This window comes from Nostoc sp. NMS8, from assembly GCF_017115045.1.
Taxonomy (GTDB): domain Bacteria; phylum Cyanobacteriota; class Cyanobacteriia; order Cyanobacteriales; family Nostocaceae; genus Nostoc.
On record NZ_JABXKK010000033.1, the window covers coordinates 42,631 to 61,616 of the forward strand.

Here is an 18,986-nt window from a genome sequence, read left to right on the forward strand (position 1 = left end):
CTAGACAGTGAAACCTTAAAAGCGATGGTTAACTATTCTGTACAGACCCCTTCTTTAATTCCTCTCGTTTAGACCTGAATCCTTACAGTTTTATTGCCATCATCTTTAGCTCTTGAGAAATATGTTGTTAGTATTGATTATACAGTGCGATCGTTTTCAGTTGGACATATTGGTATGTATGTAACCAGCAAAGTTAAAAAAAACTTACCACCAACAATTGTAGATTGGCTGAAAGCACGAGAATAAGATATTGCCATTTTCAAAATGTTTGTACTCTAGGATACGAGATACTTTAATAAAATGGCCTTTCTTTAGATAGACGAATGTACCAATTATAAGAGTTAAATTATTGTAGTGACTATAAATTATTCACACTCTAAAAGCTCCTTCAGCTCCTCAAATATTTTTGAGGAGCTTCATTAATACTTCTTAAGAAGGATTTATTAATAAAAAAGCATTTTAAATTTATTGTCAAGGTAGATGATTTATTTAGTTTTTAAATCTTAATCAAGATACGCTTTTTCGGATAACAAATAATTACAGGCAGAAAACCGATTTTTGTGCAAAATAACAATAGCAAGCTATTTGAAGATTCAAACTTTTTTTATTATTTTAAATTAACAAACCAAAAGTGATCATAAGTATGGAAGAAGCTTATATTGTCTCAGCAGTACGCACACCACTTGGTAGGTTTGGAGGTGTTTTAACAGATTTGTCTCCAGTAGACTTAGGTGCGATCGCCATGCGTGTAGCCTTAGAACGAGCGAGAGTATCAGGAGAAGCTTTAGACTTGTATATTTTTGGTAATGTACTTAACGCAGATAGCACTCGAATCTCTACCACAGTTACAAATGCCAACCCTAGTTGTATGGGGTATTAATGACCTAGTTTTGCCAAATTACCAAGCTCAAGATGCAGTCAGCCGTCTAAGGCAAGGACACTTAGCTTTGATACCTAATTGTGGGCACTTACCCCAAGTCGAGCGTCCCGAATTATTTACCGACGCATTGAACCAGTTTCTTGCTTGTCATTTGTGAATGGGGGCTGGGGACTAGGGACTAGGGTGTGTTTTCAAAGTCTTAGATCCCCCAACCCCCCTTTTTAAGGGGGGCAAAGAGCCTCTTAAAGTCCCCCTTTTTAAGGGGGATTTAGGGAGATCTAAAAAGTTAGGAGGCAAAACAAGTAGTTTTAAAACACGCCATAGGGACTTTGTAATGAATTTTAATTCCCAGTACCCAATCCCCAATCCCTTTTAAGGAGTAACACTTATGCAATTAAAGCCAATCAATCAGCAGGTTGTTTCCGTTGTTGGAGCCTCTAGCGGTATCGGACGTAGCACAGCTCTTGAGTTTGCTAGACGCGGGGCAAAAGTGGTGGTTTCATCTCGCAGTGAGTCCAAGCTCAAATCTTTAGTGGAGGAGATTCGCAGCTTTGGCGGCGAGGCAACTTTTTACGTAGCTGATGTGCAAGAATTTGAGCAAGTTAAAGCGATCGCAGATAAAACTGTGGAAGTATACGGACGACTTGATACGTGGGTTCATGTTGCCGCGATCGGTATCTTTGCGACATTTGACAAGACAACACCAGAAGAGTTTAAGCATCTTATTGATGTCAACTTGATGGGGCAAGTATATGGTGCGATGGCAGCATTACCGCATCTCAAACGTGAGGGACGCGGGGCATTGATCCATATATCTTCAATGGAAGGTAGGCGATCGCTTCCATATCAAAGTGCTTACTCTTCAGCCAAACACGGGATTGAAGGCTTTCTCGAAGCTATGCGTGTTGAATTGATACATGAAAAATGGCCTATTAGTGTCACAAGTGTTAAGCCAGCCGTGATCAACACTCCGTTCTGGAATAATGGCTTAACAAAGTTAGGGGTGAAACCGTCAGGAATACCACCTTACTATGACCCAAGAATTGTGTCCGATGCGATCCTTTACGCAGCTGAACACCCAATTCGTGACATTTTGGTTGGGGATGTAGCTAAATTACTAGATTTAGCCCAGAAAGTATCGCCTTCGTTGGTAGATTCGTTGTTATTACTTGTTGGCTTCAATTTACAACATAGTGATGAAGCGAAATCTGAAGATGCACCCAATAATTTTTACCAATCTGTTCCAGAAGACAACAGAATTGATGGAGATTATCAAAACTTAGTCATACCCAGCATTACTGATTTAGTGGGTAAATTACCCGTGTTTCAGTGGGGGGCAGCAGCTTTATTGGCGTTATTAATAGCACATAAATTTACACAGAATAAGTAATGTTATAGAGCATAGATTAACATTAATCTCAACACTTAATCTGCCTTTTGATAGAGCTAAAATGGGGAATTATTCAGTTGCATAGGAAGTATGATATTTAGCTAAATGATTGTCTCACATAGAGCAGTTATGTCGGTTAAATATATTGGAAATTATGAGACTTTAGTTAGCAGCTACTATTCTCATGGCTTCTAATCTATTTTCCTTGCCAGAGTGTATTTCACTCAAGCAAGAAGCGCTATGTCTCGGAAAACGCAACAAAAAATTGTTGCAGTATTAAAGTATGTTTGGAGTATTGTATGCAGCAACAAAACAAAGAAAAACAAAAAGTATATTTCCTTCGGTATCTTTCTCTAGCACCAGTTCTTGCTGTTGTTTCGATATCAGTTGCCTTTTCTACCTGGGCGATTTTTAATTACTTTATCCCTGACCTTCTCTTCCATCCTCTGCCATAAGTAAGTTAGCCATAGATTTTAACCTATGGCTAATATGTTATGTGGTTAAAATAGACTAAATATATCTCTTTCGGTTGTAAATATTTCTAATATTAATTATTGAATAAAATCTGTTATTTATTGATATATAAACAAGAGTAAAATAAAATCATTTTTGAATAACTGTTTAAGTAATTTTCTATAGCTATAGGTTGATGGAAATAAAAGATTTGATTAGTTTACTAATAAATAACAGGCTAGAGAAAAATGAAATAAAAGTTTGTAGCTAGTTTTATTTTGTCTCAACATTGTCTGTAATTAATGAGGAATCCAAATGTTTTATCACACCAAGAGACTACAGTATTACACACGACCACAAAGACCAGATCCAATATATGCTAAGAAGGTTCAGGAACTTATAGGTGGTGTTTTTGGCGAAATGACTGTAATGATGCAGTACCTATTTCAAGGCTGGAATAGTCGTGGCCCTGCGAAGTATCGAGATATGTTGTTAGATACTGGTACTGAGGAAATTGGGCATATCGAAATCCTTTCTACCTTGATTGGTCATTTGCTGGATAAAGCGCCGCTCAAATTACAAGAGCAAGCTGCACAAGACCCTGTTGTGGGTGCGGTTATGGGCGGTACTAATCCACGAGATATAATTACAGATGTGATTGCGGCGGCTATGAACCCCCAACATACTATTGTCACTGGTTTAGGCGCTCAAGCAGCCGACAGCGTTGGCTTTCCTTGGAACGGTCGTTTTATTGTCTCCAGTGGTAATCTCTTGGCAGATTTCCGGTCTAATCTGCACGCCGAAAGCCAAGGACGCTTACAAGCTGTGAGGCTGTACGAGATGAGCGACGATCCTGGGGTAAAAGATACTCTGAGTTTCTTAATCGCTCGTGACACGATGCACCAAAACCAATGGCTAGCAGCTATTGAAGATATAGAAAGTTCTGGAATTGAAAGCACTCCAGTCCCCAGTTCCTTCCCTCTAGAATTGGAAAAACGCGAGGTTTCCTATCAATTCTGGAATCATTCAGAGGGTACAGATAGCGCTGAAGGTCGCTGGGCAAAAGGGCCTTCAATGGATGGCAAAGGAGAATTCGAGTATGTTGCTAATCCCCAACCCTTAGGGCCAGAACCGCAACTATCACCCGCCGATCCAAGACTGCATGGTACACCGACACCTAAACAGACCGAGGGAAATGGTTCAAGTGCACCTCCTTTGGTTGAACGCACGATTATTAGTGGCTAATCATCAGATATAGCGATGTAGGCGGCTTTGGGAAAGACCTGCCTTGACCGAATGGCACTAAGAAAAGCCCAAAAGCTTGTATAGCCTCGTTCCCAGCCTCAAGGCTGGGAACCCATTCTGGGCAAGGGCATATCCTAGTTCATGCGTCTCCTTCCTTACGCCTCCACAAACGGGCAACCGTTGTCACAATTTCTGCTGGCTCAATTGGTTTGGCTAAGTGTTGTTGAAATCCAGCCTGTAATGCTTGAGTGCGATCGAACTCTCCGGCATAAGCAGTCAGTGCAATGGCTGGAACTTGACTCGCTGGCAACTGTGCCCGAATTTGTTGTAGGAGCATATATCCATCCATGTCTGGCATCCCGATGTCGCTGACGATTAGATTGGGAGTGGATTTTTCTATTGCTTGCAAGGCTTCAATCCCGGAAGCAACGCTGGTGACGATCGCCCCTGCTTGCTCTAAGACAAAGGCGACGAACTCCCGCGAATCTGTATCATCATCCACGACTAAGATAGAGATGCTAGTCAAATCACCGATTGAGTCTGAGGATAATTCTGTAGAGGGTCGTTCACCCAAGGGAGATGCAAGCGGAATTTGGACTGTAAACGTAGCACCTTGCTCGTCACCCGGACTCTCAGTCGCAATTGTTCCGCCGTGCATTTCTACAATTTGACGCGCGATCGCGAGTCCCAATCCCAATCCACCAAACTTGCGCGTAGTCGCTGCATCTTCTTGCCGAAAATGTTCAAAGATGTAAGGTAAAAAATCAGGATTGATGCCTTTTCCAGTATCAGTGACTTGAATTTGGGCATGAGTGTCTGTGTGAGCAAGTGCAACCGTAATTTGCCCACCTTCAGGCGTAAACTTCACGGCGTTGGAGAGCAGATTCCAGACCACCTGTTGCAATCGTCCAGCATCACCGATTACGGTTTTGGCATTCGGTGAAAAGGTTGTCTCAATTTGCAGTGACTTGGCAACGGCTGCGAGGTGAACCGTTTCTAAAGCGCCTGCGATCACTGCACCCAGATCAACGGGCATCTGGTTCAAACTCAATTTGCCCTGTAGAATCCGAGAGATGTCGAGCAAGTCATTAATCAGTTGAGCTTGTAACTGAGCATTGCGTTCGATGATTTCCAGTCCAGTTGTCGTTCGTTCTGGGTTGAGATTGCCTTTTTGCAACAGCTTTGCCCAACCCAGAATGGGATTGAGGGGCGATCGCAATTCGTGCGACAACACGGCTAAAAATTCGTCTTTGATCTGGTTTGCTCGTTGTAATTGCTCTGCCTGTTGCTGAATGGAGTTGAGTAAGTTATTGCGTTCCAGGGCGATCGCCATCTGGTCAGAGACCGATTGCAGTAGGCTGGCTTCGTCTGGCGTGAAGTCGGTGCGGCGGCAACTGGCAAAGGAAAGCCCACCGAGCAACTGCCCTTGCACGATGAGGGGTTGTCCAGCGTAAGCTGTGATGCCAGGTATGTGAGATAGCTGCTTGTTCGGATAATTGGAGAGTTGGTCTTGATTCAGAATGATTTGCTGTTGTTCTTGTGCGACTATCCCACAAAGATATTCACCAAACTCAAGCCATTCGATCGCCTGCGCTGTCGCTTCAGAAATTCCTCCATAGTTTCGCAGGTGCAGCATGGGGCGATCGTCTTTCTCTTCCACCATGTAGTTGAAGTAATAATCAAGTTCTAGCTGGGTAGAGAGCTTGCTGAACAGGTTGTGCATCAGCGTCAAAGGTTGCTCGGTGGCGAGAAGGTCGCTGGTGGTGTCGTAGAGTGTCTGGAAGCGTTCCTCGGCTTGTCGTTGGGCGGTTTCGTCCCGCATGATTTTGATGAATCCGTGTACCACGTTGTCTCTATTTTGCAGGGGCATGACAAAACCTACACCCCAAAACCGACTGCCATCTTTGCGAATATGCCAGCGTTTATTTTCCGCTCGTCCTTCTGTCCGGGCAAGGTGCATCTCTTGCTCAGATTTGCCTTGTTCGTTATCTTCGGGGGTGAAAATGATCCGACCAGTTTGCCCTAAAATTTCTGCTTCGCAATACCTTAACAATCGTTGGGCACCAGAATTCCAGCTTGTGACCCGATTATCGAGATCCAGTGTGAAAATGGCATACTCTTTTGCGCTTTCAATCATCAACCGGAGGTGAAATTCACTTTCGCGCAGGTTAGCTTCGGCTTGCTTACGAGCGCTAATGTCGTAAGAGACTGATAGCGCTGCCTCTACTTCCCCCTGCTCGTTGTATAAAGGCGTACCGTGAGTCATGTAGTCGCGATCGTGACTGTGATGCTCTAAGGTAAAATGTTCGCCAGCCAACGCTTGACGATAGTAAGGTTCATGGCAACTTGCCAGATCGGGATCAAGGGCTTCCCATAGCGTTTTGCCTACCAGATCCTCAGAGATCAAGCCTGCATTATTTAGCGCTTCGCCCTCTGCTAGCAGATAGCGCAATTCGCGATCCACGATGAAAACTGCTCCATTTGGCAAGTTTGCTGCCACTCTGCGGAGGCGGGTTTCGCTCTGGCGCAACGCAACTTCTGCCTGTTGGCGTTCGCGGCGTTCTTGTGCCTCTCGCAATGCCCGTTGCACACAAAACACTAATCGCCCTATCCGTTGTTTCAACACATAATCGGTGGCTCCCAGTTTCAAGGCTTCGATCGCGAGTTCTTCCCCCATGCTGGCAGAGATGAAAATGAAAGGCAGATCGGGACGCAAGTTATGGGCAATTTTTAATGCTGAGATGCCGTCAAAAGTAGGCAAGGCATAGTCTGCCAAAATCAGGTCAAACTCATCGGTTTCTAGTGCGGTGATGAAGTCAGAGCGAGTTTCCACCCGTCGCAGTTCACAGTCAACGCCCCCATCTAGCAGTGTCACTTCAACCACCTCTGCATCCAGTGGATTGTCTTCAAGCGAGAGAAACCGCAGCCTCATTCTTGTTTCTCCTGTTTAGGTAGCGAAAAGTAGAACGTCGCCCCCCGATCGATCGCGCCTTCTGCCCAAGTGCGTCCGCCATGCCGATGAATGATGCGCCGCACGTTGGCAAGTCCCACCCCCGTTCCGGCAAACTGCTGTTGAGAGTGCAATCGCTGGAAAATGCGGAATAAGCGATCGTGATACTGCATATCAAATCCTGCGCCGTTGTCTTGTACAAAGAATACTGTTTCGTGTTCGTAATTACTACTACCAACGGTGATAATTGCTTCATGGCGATCGCGGGTGTATTTAACCGCATTGGCAAGCAAGTTTTGCCAAACCAGCCGCAGCATTGCCAAATCACCCTGCACCTTTGGCAGGGCTGCAATCTGCCAAAGGATTGATCGTCCAGTCATCTCTGGTTGCAACTGTTGCTGCACCTGTTGTACGAGTGTATTCATCTCAACAGTCGTCTGGCGCATTTGAGCCTGTCCCATGCGAGAAAACTCCAGCAGGTCATCCACCATTGCCCCAGCTTGTCGAGCCGACTGCGCGATGATATTCAAATACCGCCGACTTGTTGCATCTAACTGGGTTGAATCTAGTTTTTGCCAGAGGCGTTCTGCCGTCATGGTGATGTAGTTCAGTGGTGTTTTTAAGTCATGGGAAACTGACCGGGAAAAGGCTTCTAGTTCCTGGTTGAGTGCTTCAAGTTGAGTGGTGCGCTCTTGTACTCGCTGTTCTAGCTGTTGGTTGAGAGTGCGGTATCGTTGCTCCGAGTCGCGCAAGGCTGCTTCGGCGTAGGCGCGTTCGACCGCCGCCCAGGTGCGCTCTGCCGTTTCCTGCACAAAGGTAATCTCGTCAGGGAGCCAGTCGCGGGGGGTGTGCTGATTGGTGGCTACGCTAGCCACCAGGCGATCGCTCTTGATTAGGGGAACAACGATCAGGGCACCGATGTCGTTTCCCCGGTAAAACGCTCGCTGGTCATCTGGCATTGCGGGGTCTGTATCAACATCACGAACTACCCAGGGCTGCCCGTCCACAAGCCACGGCATCGGCCACCCCTCAAGGGGATAGCGGCGAGCATAGCTTGGTGTTCCCGGCTGATGCCAGTCGCGGGCTACGACAAACTCGCCACGTGCCTCGTCAATCTCAACATAATAGGCGCGATCGCTGCCGAGATGTTTCCCCAGCACACAGACCGCCTGGTATTCGATTTCCTCTGGGTCACTGAGCGATCGCAGTGCGTCGTTGAGCGTCACTCGGAAAGCATCGAGTTCGGCCGCGCGGCGCAGTTGGGCTTCTGCGTGTTTGCGATCGCTGATGTCGCTGGCTGCGCCCAACCACTCCACTATTTCATCTTGGGCATTCAGCAGTGGGATCGCCCGCGAAAATGTCCAGCCAACTGTCCCATTTAGCTGAATGACTCGGTGTTCTAACTCAAACGTACTTTTAGTACGAATGGCGGCTTGAATGGCAACCATCACCTCCGGCTGATCCTCAGTCAGAATGTACTGTTCCAGCCATGTACCGCTTGGATTCTCGGTGCTGGTAAGAAAATCTTTGCCTTGCAGGTAACGCATCTCGCTCCAATCCGCGCTCATTTTATACACGATGTCTGAACTTGCGGTGACGAATAAGCGGAGTTGCTCTTCTGATTCGCGCAAGGCTGCTTCCGCCTGCTTGCGATTGCTGATATCGTTGAACAAAACGGCGACTTGCCGCGCCGTCGCGTCGCCGATACGAAAGGCATAAACATCGTAAAATGTGCCGAGCGCGGTGGCACGGTGTTCAAAGCGTTGTGCAACGCCCGTTAGAGCGATGTGCCCGTAAATTTCAAACCAAAATTCTTCGTGTTGCGGCACGAACTCGCGCATTGTTCTGCCGATGACGTTTTCGAGTCCGCTTTGCCGTTCAAACGCCGGATTCGCTTCCAGAAAGCGGAAATCAAACGGTTTTTCGTTTGCGTCAAACAAAACTTCAATCGTGCAGAAACCTTCGTCAATTGAGGTGAACAGCGAGCGATATCTTGCTTCCGATTCGCGCAGGGCTTGTGCAGCGACGTATGCTTCGTGAATGTCGGTCGCCGCACCATACATCTTGACGACCTCACCACTCTCGTCTTTGAGTGGAAAGGCGTTGACGACGAACCAGCGATACTTGCCGTCGTGGCGGCGGATGCGGTGTTCCTGATACAGTAATCTGCCAGTTTCGACTGCCTTCCGGTAGCGGCGGGCGGACGCTGCTTGATCGTCCGGGTGGATGGTGTCCATCCAGCCCCAGCCGATGGCCTGCTCAAAGGTTTGCCCTGTGTATTCCATCCACCGCTGGTTATACCAGTTGGTTAACCCGCTCGGTTCGCTGTACCAAAGCAGGTCAGGGACGAGGTTGGCGACGCTGCGGAACCGATTCTCTGATTCGCGTAAGGCTTGCTCCGTTTGTTTTAGTTTAGTAACATCAACCGTCTGCCCAATAACCCGCACAACCCGTCCGCGATCGTCCCGTAGCGGCAGGCTACGGTCATAAACGTGGCGGTATTCGCCATTCTTGTGACGCACCCGGTATTCGGCTTCAGCATTTTCGCCTGTTGCACTGCTGATCTGCACCCTGAACGTTTCCTGTGCCGCCGCAAGATCGTCTGGGTGAATCAAAACCTGCCAGCCTCCAGCGGTGTTCGGTAGTTCATCAAGCTGATAGCCCAAAACGTGCGTCAAACTCTCGCTACGAATGACCTCGCCCGTCTCCAGACTCCAATCGTAGAGAAAGCCTTTCAAGGCGGCTTCAGCCACCTGGAACCGATAGTTTGCTAGCCTTAACTGTTCTTGTGCCTGCTTGCGTAAGCGAAGCTCGTCGTAGACATCGCTTTCCAGTTGAAAGCGATCGGTAATGTCCTGCACTACCCCGTAAAAACTGCCCTCGTTGCGATCGCCTGTGGGCATAAATTCGGCATAGGAAGCAACGCCATGAATACTGCCATCCGGCCAGATGACGCGGTATTCGAGTTGTAGTTTGGAGTGGTTTTGGATTGCCTGAAAGAAAGCGGCTTGAGCGCGATCGCGGTCTTCGGGATGAATATTGGCTCCCGCTTCGGCGAAAGTGTGAACTTCGTGCGGGGCGTGACCGTGCATAAGCTTGGCGCGTTCGTCCGCCCAAAACTCATCCGTGCTGAGGTTGTACGTCCAAGTCCCCAAATTTGCACCTGTCAGTGATAATTCGAGCCGTCTTTGGGTGTCGTGCAATTGGCTTTTCGACTGCTGGCGATCGGTAATATCTTGAGCTGTCCCATCTGCTGTTGGCTTGATTGCTGCTCCCGGCGAGCCAGAGTCTAACTGCTTTTCTTCGGGTGGCTTGAGCTGGTCGAGTTCTCTCAAGAGAATCTGCACCGCCGTCTTCAGGCTATCTGACCAAGTTTCGACCGCACCTAACTGCGTCTCGAACCAATTGTGCGATCGCATCAACCTTGCTATTTCACTATTACCAGCAAAAAGCTGTTCTACTGTTGAACGATCCTGGGTCATGCGTCTTTTTCCTTTCGCCCACACAAATGAACAACCATTGTTACATTTTCTGCTGGCTCCATTTTTTTAGCTGCATGAGTGGCAGGGTTGAAGGTTGGGTACGGTTATTCTCCCACCGAGCGATCGTTGGTACAGCAACTTTTAATTGCATAGCAAATTGGGCTTGGGCCAATCCTAAGAGGTGACGCAGTTGGTGGACAAACATGCCAATGTCGGTACGCGGTTCGGTTGGCGTGCAAGATGTGGTGGTCATCAATCTACCTTCTATGATCGATTAGCGATCAGTTAATACTTTATCCATCAGAAAGCATTAGGTGAGGAGCAAGCATCTACCGCTTGAAGTAGATTTAACACTCTGAGCAAGGGGTACTTAAATTTTTTGAGAATCACGAGCGACAAACATCACCCAAATTTTGCCAAAAGCTGGAATAGTAAACGAAATTTTGCTTACAGCAGGCGATCGCAGATAATTGAACTTTATATAAAATTAAAAATATCTATTTTTTAATTTTAACAAAAATTATAATTTAATACACTCTATCTCTTGATAAAAACAATAAAGAAATAACTCTATTTTTTGCGATCGCTACTTAATCTAAAATTACTTTTAACTTCACTGTTTAGTTAGCTCATGCGAATAAAATCTAACTAAAGAGAGTTTTAATTTTTCAAATAGGGTTGTAGTTTGTCATTGGTGATAGGCTAAAAAGTCTTTACCTTAGATAGTTATATTTATTTGTAATGGCTTACTTTTTGGCTCATAGTCTAATTATTCAAGCAGTCAAATCCTCTAAATTACTACACTAAGTCGATAGGGTTTTAGTATTATTAGAAAAACTAATTACGGAAAAAGGAGTATTGCCATTAAACAGTAAATCTGTCATATTTAAGGATATGATTTAAAACCAAAAGCATTTACATTATGTTAGCGACATCTATAAAAATTCTTAATGAGCATTATCAATCTCTCAACAACGAGGGTATAGATGTTATTCAAGGATTAACTCAAAGTCCAAAAACCTTACCTCCAAAATATTTTTATGACGATCGTGGCTCAGAATTATTTGAGCAAATATGTGAATTACCAGAATATTATCCAACACGAACAGAAGCATGGATTTTGCGCCAATATGCTGATGAGATTGCTCAGATTACAGGTGCTTGTGAACTTGTCGAATTAGGTAGTGGTAGTTCTACAAAAACAGAGTTTTTGTTAGATGCTTATGAAAAGTTAGCTAGTTATTGTAGATATATACCCATTGATGTTAGTCGGGGAATCCTTAAATCTAGTGTAATCAAGCTACAGCAAAAATATCCGACTTTCTTTATTGAGGGATTAATAGGAACCTATGAACAAGCACTCATAAAACTAGAATCTACCTTTGCAGCATCACGGCTAATTTTTTTCTTGGGTAGTTCTCTTGGTAACTTTAACCCACGAGAATGTGATGATTTTTTAAAACAAATTACTAAGACTTTACAGGTAGGTGACTACTTTCTTTTGGGGATTGATTTACAAAAACCCAAGGAAATTTTGGAGCCAGCCTACAACGATACTCAGGGAGTAACAGCAGCTTTTAACATAAATATACTCTCTCACTTAAATTGGCGTTTTCAAGGCAATTTCGACCTCAAGTTATTCACTCATCAAGCTATCTATAATGAGATTGATGCTCAAATTGAGATGTATCTGCATTGCCAAAAGAGTCACAAGGTATCTTTAGAAGCATTAGACTTACAAGTTTTGTTTGCAGATGGAGAAAGTATTCTTACTGAAATTTCTCGTAAGTTTGATTTAGTCATTATGCAAAAGCAGCTAGAAATACACGGACTTAAAACACTTAAGGCTTGGACAGATCCCAAGCATTTATTTGGGTTGATTCTTTGTCAAGCTTAAATTTTATATCATGCTCAGTTAAAGAATTTTAATTGCGTTCACAATAACATATCACCAGTTATTTGCTGGGCATGATATTACTTCTTCAAAATTTAATCTCAAGATATATCTCTTAACTAGATCAGTAATTATTGAGGAACGTGGATTAAATAAGATGTAAAACTTCATCTTGTTTCTAGCTTCCCTCTCCTTTATAAGGAGAGGGATTGAGGGTGAGGTAAACTAGGGATATAAATTGCATATCATTTAATTTTTATTCCAAAATAATTCTTTATCTGTACATTTTTTAAATATGAGTTTAATTGAAACCATGAACAGTTTTCAATCTACTTATCCGCCAAAACTTGATAGTTGCAATTCTCAAGTAATTCTAGATTACTTTAAGGATGCTTGGCAGATTGAAAATATATTATTGAAAAGTCTGGTTGGGGAAGAGACATTCTATATAAATCCAGATCCTTTAAGAAATCCTCTAATTTTTTATCTGGGGCATTCGGCTGTTTTCTACATCAATAAATTAATTCAGGTAGGATTATTAGAAAAACCCCTCAATCCAGAGTATGAAATCCTATTTGAAATTGGAGTCGATCCAGAAATTCCAGAGGAGTTGAATGAAGCGATCGCTCATTTGCAATGGCCGCAAATTGCAGAGACTTGGGAATATCGAGAACAAGCATATACTGTAATTTCCGAACTAATTAAGACAACCCCAATTACTCTGCCAATTCATCCCACTCATCCCCTTTGGGCTTTAATGATGGGGATTGAACACCAGCGTATTCATATTGAAACCTCTTCGATGTTAATTCGCCAACTACCGATTGAGAGAGTAAAACGTCCCCAAAATTGGCAATATGCCCCTTTCAATGGTTACACTCCTCAGAACGAAATGATAGAAGTTACTGGTGGAGTAGTAAAACTCGGTAAAGCCTTTGATGATTCGACTTATGGATGGGATATTGATTATGGCGATCGCACTGTTGAAGTTGCACCTTTTTTCGCCAGTAAATATCTGATAACGAACGCAGAATTTCTCTATTTTGTCAAGGCTAGCGGCTACGAAAATCAAGACTATTGGGATGAAGAATCTTGGAATTGGAAAACTCGATACAATATTCAGTGTCCCAAATTTTGGTTACACGAAAACGGTAGCTACAAATATCGAGCTATGTTTGATGAAATAAATTTACCCTTAGATTGGCCTGTAGAAGTCAACCATTATGAAGCAATGGCTTATTGTCGCTGGCAAGGGAAAGATACTCGCTTAATGAGTGAACCAGAATATCATTTAGCAACTTACAATAATAGCTTATTAGATAATGTAGAAAATTACAATCTCAATTTAAAATTTGGCTCACCTACCCCTGTCGGAATGTTAGAAAGTACAAAAAGTAAATCTGGATTATACGATTTGCGGGGTAATGTTTGGGAATGGTTGAGTGATAACTTAAATCCACTTACAGGATATCAACCTCATTTTCTTTATCAAGATAATTCTGCCATCTTTTTTGACGATCAACATCAGATGATGTTAGGAGGATGTTGGATAACTAATGGTATAGAAGCTTTAAAATATTACCGTAATTGGTTCCGTCCCAATTTTTATCAGCACGCTGGTTTTCGGATTGTTCAAGATATTAAAGATTAACATAATATGCCTTAGTCACATACTATAAGGTTACAGAGATGCAAAAGTTTTTGAATTTCTGTTCTGAGATAGAATTCTATCTCAAGATCGCTATTAGTTGTACGCTTGTTCAGCAGGTATTTTATTTGCTGTTAAACAATATTGAGATCAACTTGATAACGCAGGTGCTATTGTACTGGCTCCTTGGTTCTATCTCATTTTATAGTATTGGCATCCTCATTGAAAAAGGAATTAAAAGCAACGATATTTTAAGAGATAAGCTGACTGCAAGAGTCAATAAAGTCAAAAATCAAGCATTTCCTTCTTTTACGGTTCAAGGCATCATTACAGGAGAAATTAAAGCTTTTCTGTCAGCATTAATTATTCTATATCTAGCTCCAGAGGTTCATAGAGGAAATAGCTTACTCTTAAACTTTGGATGGTTCTTGATGAGAATAGTTGCTGCTGATTTCTGCTTTTATGTTGCTCATCGCCTCTTGCACACAAGATTCTTGCAGAAAATCCATCTTAAGCATCATGAGTTTCGTGATTCATCAAGTTTTGTTGCTGGACACAAGAGTTTGCTTGAATATATTATTGTTGCGATCGCTGATATTTTGCCTATTTTTATATTTGGATATGACATCACTCAACTGCTTGCATGGAGCGTTATAGGCAATGCTTACAACCTAGAAGGCCATAGTTCTTTGTCAATATTTTTCATTCCATCAGATTTCCACGATCTTCATCACACTTGCTTTAATGGAAACTATGGCATTCAGGGATTTTGGGACAGAATATTCAACACACTGAATCCTCCTACTAAGAAGCAAGGAATTATGTTTCCAGTAAGTTTTATCGAGTATATAACTATTCAGTCATCTATAAATAATGACACTGAAAAAATATAATCATTGTAAAGGCGCCGATTCATCGCGTCTCTGTCTTAACCAAACAGTATTACCTCAAGGTTTTCATGCAGATATCTGGAGTTGAGCAATTACGGCATTATTAGAAGATTAATGTTGCGTGATATTTACCGGGAGTTCATTCCAGATTATCTCAAAACTCAAAGAAAATAGACATCTCCATAAATTAAATATACTGTAATCTAACCCTTCTAGAGACGTAGCAGTGCTACGTCTCTACATTCTTTGCTTAAGCTTTCTTCAACCAGCTAAACATAGCGCGTAAATCTTTACCAACTTCCTCAATTTTGTGTTCAGCTTCTTTGCGACGCAAGGCGGTAAATCCTGGTTTACCAGCTTGGTTTTCGAGAACGAATTCTCGTGCAAATTGCCCAGATTGAATTTCGCTGAGAATCTTCTGCATTTCAGCTTTGGTTTGTTCGGTCACAATCCGCGGTCCACGAGTATAATCGCCATATTCAGCCGTATTAGAAATACTGTCGCGCATTTTGGCTAAACCGCCTTCTACAACTAAGTCAACAATCAGCTTGACTTCATGCAGACATTCAAAATAAGCCAATTCTGGTTGATAACCAGCTTCTACCAAAGTTTCAAATCCGGCTTTGATTAAAGCACTCAAGCCACCGCACAATACCGCTTGTTCGCCAAATAAATCGGTTTCGGTTTCTTCGCGGAAAGTAGTTTCGAGAACACCGGCGCGAGTACCACCGATACCTTTAGCATAAGACATGGCGCGATCACGTGCCTGACCACTGGCATCTTGATAAACTGCAAACAGCGCTGGTACACCTTCCCCACTTTCATAAGTCCGGCGTACCAAATGCCCCGGCCCTTTTGGTGCAACCATCACCACGTCTACGTTATCTGGTGGTACGACTTGCCCAAAGTGAATATTGAAGCCGTGGGCAAAAGCTAACACATTCCCTTCTTCTAAATTGGGTTCAATCTCGTTTTTGTAAATCGTTTTTTGAACTTCATCAGGTAACAAAATCATGATGAAGTCAGCAGCATTGGCCGCATCTGCAACATTTTTCACAGTTAAGCCAGCTGCTTCAGCTTTTGCAACTGACTTACTACCCGGATATAGTCCCACAATCACATTCAAACCACTATCTTTGAGATTGAGAGCGTGGGCATGACCTTGGGAACCATAGCCAATGATAGCAATAGTTTTTCCAGCCAAAAGGTCTAAATTGGCATCTTCGTCATAATACATCCGGGCCATAGAAGCATCTCCTGTCAGCAAGCATCGTCATTAATTCGCAGGCTTACGATTGTACCTCAAATTGAGTAACCACAGATGAATTATCAATCATTCAATTTGGGGATTAGGGACTGGGGACAAATGACAAATGACTAACCTTGTTACATAAATCGCAACAATACAAGCTTTGAGTTTTTCTTCAGTAATACTGGGGTTAACTTCATCCATCTGAGGATAGATTATGTATACTTCGACTAAATTACCGCGCACATCTGCTTTATTTTTAAGTGCGTTATTAGGAGGGGTGATTTTTACTAGTTGCGCCTCTTCTGAACGCTCAACAAATTCGGCTTTACCTCAAGTGGCCGCCGATGGGATGGCAAATCGAGCATCTGCACCTGCCCGTGAAAACAGTATTTCTCAAAAGGCGGAAGCTGCACCAATAGCCCATTCTCGTCCCCAACTCATCAAAAAGGCAGCAATCTCTTTGACTGTCAACTCTGTAGATAAGACTGTTGATGCTGTTTCGCAAATTATCAATCAACAGCAAGGGGATTTAATCGGGTTGAAACAACAACAACCCAAAAACGACAACCCGCGTCACACAGCAACCATCCAATTGCGGATACCAGAGAACCTGCTGGAACCTACCTTAGAACAACTAGCTAAATTGGGCACTGTTAATAGTCGTAATATCACTGCCGAAGATGTAGGCGATCGCCTGGTAGATTTCCAAGCTAGATTAACCAATTTGCAAAAGACTGAAGCTAATTTGCAAAAAATTATGGATCGGGCAGGTTCTATTAGAGATGTGCTTAGTGTTTCTCAAGAGCTAAGTAATATACGGCAAACCATAGAACAAATTGATGCCCAACTGAAAAACCTCAAAAATCAAGTTGCTTATTCCACTATTACGCTGAACCTAGAAGCAGCAGTTTCTAGCACCAGTCCCCAACCTGCCTTAGGTTTGCAAGTTCAGGAAACTTGGAACAACTCTACCCATTCTCTAGGTGCATTTTCCGTTGGCTTACTTAAACTGGGTATTTGGTTAATTGTTTACAGCCCCTATTTGTTAATTTTTGTTGCTCTTATCTATGGCTTTACGCGTTGGCGGCGAACTCATTCCCCACGTTTGACACAAACATCAAAGTCAACTACTTCTGAGTGAACCTGCATAAACCCTACATCTACCTTTGATAAATCTATACAAGCAAATCGGGATTTAAATATTTCAAGCCTTTATGGTTTGAACCTTTCGCTTGAAAAGTTTTGTTTATCTTGTAGCCTCGCTCACTTTAATACTTTTTCAAATGTAAAGAGCAATACAAAATATATGATGACATTTTTGATACAAATTTGTTAAGAATAGTTACAATAGTCGGCATACACGATAATATTTCTTATGGTAAATTCACTTGACAATAATCCACCCCATCAAGTAGTGATCGTTGGCGGTGGTTTTGGTGGACTTTATGCGGCAAAAACACTCGCCAAGGCGGCAGTCAAAGTTACCCTAATCGATAAACGTAACTTTCATCTATTTCAACCCCTTTTATATCAAGTCGCCACAGGTGCGCTATCTCCTGCTGATATCTCCTCACCGTTGCGTTCTGTCCTCAGCAAGAGCAAGAATACGAAAGTGCTGCTGGGAGAGGTGAATAATATCGATCCAGAAGCCAAACAAGTCACTGTGGGCAACGAAGCAATAGCTTACGATACGTTAATTGTCGCCACAGGTGCAAAGCATTCCTACTTTGGCAAAGATAACTGGGAAGAATTCGCCCCAGGCTTGAAAACTGTAGAAGATGCCATAGAAATGCGTAGCCGGATTTTTTCGGCCTTTGAAGCCGCAGAAAAAGAAACCGATCCAGAAAAACGCCGTGCTTGGTTAACTTTTGTAATTGTGGGTGGTGGCCCAACAGGTGTAGAGTTAGCTGGTGCGATCGCAGAATTGGCAAATCAAACCCTCAAAGAAGATTTCCGCAACATTGACACCTCAGAAGCCAAGATTTTGCTATTAGAAGGGCTGGATCGGATTTTGCCACCCTTTGCACCAGAGTTATCACAAGAAGCGGAAGCATCCTTGACGCGCTTGGGTGTGGTTGTCCAGACAAAAACACTGGTAACAAATATTGAAAACGATGTTGTTACCCTCAAACAAGGCGATGAAGTAAAAGAGATTGCCTCAAAAACGGTATTATGGGCAGCAGGTGTGAAAGCTTCGGCAATGGGCAAAGTGCTAGCAGAACACACAGGTGCAGAGTGCGATCGCGCTGGACGGATTATCGTTGAACCTGACTTGAGTGTTAAGGGACATCCGAATATTTTTGTAGTTGGCGACTTAGCAAATTTTTCTCATCAAAATGGTAAACCGCTACCCGGTGTTGCACCTGTAGCGAAGCAGCAAGGTGAATATGTAGCAGAACTAGTCCAAAAGCGGCTTGTAGGTAACAATTTGCCACCCTTTGCTTATACCGATCATGGTAGTTTGGCAATGATTGGGCACAATTCTGCTGTAGTAGATTTAGGCTTTATCAAGCTGAAAGGTTTCGTTGCATGGCTATTTTGGCTGTTGATTCACATCTACTTCTTAATTGAATTTAACAACAAATTAGTAGTAATGATTCAGTGGGCATGGAACTATTTCACCCGTAATCGCGGAGCAAGATTGATTACAGGTAAAGAATCAATTACGGAGTTTGTAATTAGCGATCACAACAGTTATTCAGCCGAGAATAAACAGCCGCTAAATGTCTAATTAGTCATTAGTCATTTGTCATTAGTTATTCTCCCCCCATAGGTGTCAACTTAAGCTGGAAATAGCTTATCTGTTGGCTTCCATGCCCGCCCGGAAATAAATTTTTTTGGCTTTTAGCTTAAGTCTACTGAAGTAGACTGGAGATTTTTGGCGATATTTAGTCATCTTCAG

15 protein-coding genes are annotated in these 18,986 nt (G+C 43.3%); 11 read left to right on the forward strand and 4 right to left on the reverse strand.

What is annotated here, in order from left to right; translation table 11 throughout:
- The first annotated feature begins 93 nt into the window (after positions 1-93).
- The 6 genes from HWQ39_RS04475 to HWQ39_RS04500 all read left to right on the forward strand — a co-directional run bounded on the left by HWQ39_RS04475 (position 94) and on the right by HWQ39_RS04500 (position 3,968).
- Positions 94-246: a hypothetical protein gene (locus tag HWQ39_RS04475; protein ID WP_292842030.1), complete on the forward strand. Its 153-nt coding sequence runs from the start codon at positions 94-96 to the stop codon at positions 244-246.
- A gap of 397 nt (positions 247-643) precedes the next feature.
- Complete coding sequence (locus HWQ39_RS04480) at positions 644-880, forward strand: hypothetical protein (RefSeq protein ID WP_292842032.1); 237 nt, start codon at positions 644-646, stop codon at positions 878-880.
- Positions 852-1,037 (forward strand): hypothetical protein, encoded by a 186-nt coding sequence (locus tag HWQ39_RS04485; protein WP_292842034.1) that lies wholly within the window; start codon positions 852-854, stop codon positions 1,035-1,037. The genes HWQ39_RS04480 and HWQ39_RS04485 overlap by 29 nt, the downstream gene beginning before the upstream one ends.
- Positions 1,038-1,268: 231 nt before the next feature.
- On the forward strand, positions 1,269-2,270 hold the full coding sequence (locus HWQ39_RS04490; RefSeq protein ID WP_292842036.1) for an SDR family oxidoreductase: 1,002 nt from the start codon (positions 1,269-1,271) through the stop codon (positions 2,268-2,270).
- Between the two features lie 299 nt (positions 2,271-2,569).
- Complete coding sequence (locus HWQ39_RS04495) at positions 2,570-2,725, forward strand: PsaJ protein (protein ID WP_292842038.1); 156 nt, start codon at positions 2,570-2,572, stop codon at positions 2,723-2,725.
- Positions 2,726-3,038: 313 nt separating this feature from the next.
- Positions 3,039-3,968 (forward strand): manganese catalase family protein, encoded by a 930-nt coding sequence (locus HWQ39_RS04500; protein WP_292842040.1) that lies wholly within the window; start codon positions 3,039-3,041, stop codon positions 3,966-3,968.
- Positions 3,969-4,107: 139 nt separating this feature from the next.
- On the opposite strand, the gene HWQ39_RS04505 is transcribed toward HWQ39_RS04500, so the two are convergent.
- From HWQ39_RS04505 to HWQ39_RS04515, 3 genes are read right to left on the reverse strand one after another with little or no spacing between them, the layout of a single operon-like run.
- Entirely contained in the window at positions 4,108-6,900 is a 2,793-nt protein-coding gene (locus tag HWQ39_RS04505; protein ID WP_292842042.1) for a response regulator, read from the reverse strand.
- A complete protein-coding gene (locus HWQ39_RS04510) occupies positions 6,897-10,400 on the reverse strand; it encodes a PAS domain-containing protein (protein WP_292842044.1) in 3,504 nt (1,167 codons plus the stop codon). The genes HWQ39_RS04505 and HWQ39_RS04510 overlap by 4 nt, the downstream gene beginning before the upstream one ends.
- Before the next feature lie 40 nt (positions 10,401-10,440).
- Positions 10,441-10,653 (reverse strand): DNA-binding transcriptional regulator, encoded by a 213-nt coding sequence (locus HWQ39_RS04515; protein WP_292842046.1) that lies wholly within the window; start codon positions 10,651-10,653, stop codon positions 10,441-10,443.
- A gap of 669 nt (positions 10,654-11,322) precedes the next feature.
- Here HWQ39_RS04515 and egtD point away from each other — a divergent pair.
- The 3 genes from egtD to HWQ39_RS04530 all read left to right on the forward strand — a co-directional run bounded on the left by egtD (position 11,323) and on the right by HWQ39_RS04530 (position 14,835).
- Complete coding sequence (gene egtD / locus HWQ39_RS04520; protein WP_292842048.1) at positions 11,323-12,297, forward strand: L-histidine N(alpha)-methyltransferase; 975 nt, start codon at positions 11,323-11,325, stop codon at positions 12,295-12,297.
- A 310-nt stretch (positions 12,298-12,607) separates the two neighbouring features.
- Entirely contained in the window at positions 12,608-13,945 is a 1,338-nt protein-coding gene (gene ovoA, locus HWQ39_RS04525; protein ID WP_292842050.1) for a 5-histidylcysteine sulfoxide synthase, read from the forward strand.
- Positions 13,946-13,983: 38 nt separating this feature from the next.
- Positions 13,984-14,835 (forward strand): sterol desaturase family protein, encoded by an 852-nt coding sequence (locus HWQ39_RS04530; protein ID WP_292842052.1) that lies wholly within the window; start codon positions 13,984-13,986, stop codon positions 14,833-14,835.
- A 247-nt stretch (positions 14,836-15,082) separates the two neighbouring features.
- Here HWQ39_RS04530 and ilvC read toward each other — a convergent pair whose 3' ends face one another.
- The gene (gene ilvC / locus HWQ39_RS04535) at positions 15,083-16,078 is read right to left on the reverse strand and encodes a ketol-acid reductoisomerase (protein WP_292842054.1); all 996 of its coding nucleotides are present in this window, start codon (positions 16,076-16,078) and stop codon (positions 15,083-15,085) included.
- Positions 16,079-16,298: 220 nt separating this feature from the next.
- On the opposite strand from ilvC, the gene HWQ39_RS04540 reads away from it, so the two are divergent.
- Both HWQ39_RS04540 and HWQ39_RS04545 read left to right on the forward strand, forming a co-directional pair.
- Positions 16,299-17,225 carry a DUF4349 domain-containing protein gene (locus HWQ39_RS04540; protein ID WP_292842056.1) on the forward strand — a complete coding sequence of 309 codons (927 nt, stop codon included), beginning with the start codon at positions 16,299-16,301 and terminating at the stop codon, positions 17,223-17,225.
- A gap of 234 nt (positions 17,226-17,459) precedes the next feature.
- A complete protein-coding gene (locus HWQ39_RS04545) occupies positions 17,460-18,815 on the forward strand; it encodes an NAD(P)/FAD-dependent oxidoreductase (RefSeq protein ID WP_292842058.1) in 1,356 nt (451 codons plus the stop codon).
- Positions 18,816-18,986: the final 171 nt, after the last annotated feature.

What these genes read in the sequence shown, in the direction of transcription:
- egtD (WP_292842048.1), top strand. Translation starts at nt 11,323, where the DNA reads ATGTTAGCGACATCTATAAAAATTCTTAATGAGCATTATCAATCTCTC.
- HWQ39_RS04530 (WP_292842052.1), top strand. Translation starts at nt 13,984, where the DNA reads ATGCAAAAGTTTTTGAATTTCTGTTCTGAGATAGAATTCTATCTCAAG.
- HWQ39_RS04505 (WP_292842042.1), bottom strand. Translation starts at nt 6,900, where the DNA reads ATGAGGCTGCGGTTTCTCTCGCTTGAAGACAATCCACTGGATGCAGAG.
- HWQ39_RS04490 (WP_292842036.1), top strand. Translation starts at nt 1,269, where the DNA reads ATGCAATTAAAGCCAATCAATCAGCAGGTTGTTTCCGTTGTTGGAGCC.
- HWQ39_RS04540 (WP_292842056.1), top strand. Translation starts at nt 16,299, where the DNA reads ATGTATACTTCGACTAAATTACCGCGCACATCTGCTTTATTTTTAAGT.
- ovoA (WP_292842050.1), top strand. Translation starts at nt 12,608, where the DNA reads ATGAACAGTTTTCAATCTACTTATCCGCCAAAACTTGATAGTTGCAAT.
- HWQ39_RS04480 (WP_292842032.1), top strand. Translation starts at nt 644, where the DNA reads ATGGAAGAAGCTTATATTGTCTCAGCAGTACGCACACCACTTGGTAGG.
- HWQ39_RS04510 (WP_292842044.1), bottom strand. Translation starts at nt 10,400, where the DNA reads ATGACCCAGGATCGTTCAACAGTAGAACAGCTTTTTGCTGGTAATAGT.
- HWQ39_RS04485 (WP_292842034.1), top strand. Translation starts at nt 852, where the DNA reads ATGCCAACCCTAGTTGTATGGGGTATTAATGACCTAGTTTTGCCAAAT.
- HWQ39_RS04515 (WP_292842046.1), bottom strand. Translation starts at nt 10,653, where the DNA reads ATGACCACCACATCTTGCACGCCAACCGAACCGCGTACCGACATTGGC.
- ilvC (WP_292842054.1), bottom strand. Translation starts at nt 16,078, where the DNA reads ATGGCCCGGATGTATTATGACGAAGATGCCAATTTAGACCTTTTGGCT.
- HWQ39_RS04545 (WP_292842058.1), top strand. Translation starts at nt 17,460, where the DNA reads ATGGTAAATTCACTTGACAATAATCCACCCCATCAAGTAGTGATCGTT.
- HWQ39_RS04495 (WP_292842038.1), top strand. Translation starts at nt 2,570, where the DNA reads ATGCAGCAACAAAACAAAGAAAAACAAAAAGTATATTTCCTTCGGTAT.
- HWQ39_RS04500 (WP_292842040.1), top strand. Translation starts at nt 3,039, where the DNA reads ATGTTTTATCACACCAAGAGACTACAGTATTACACACGACCACAAAGA.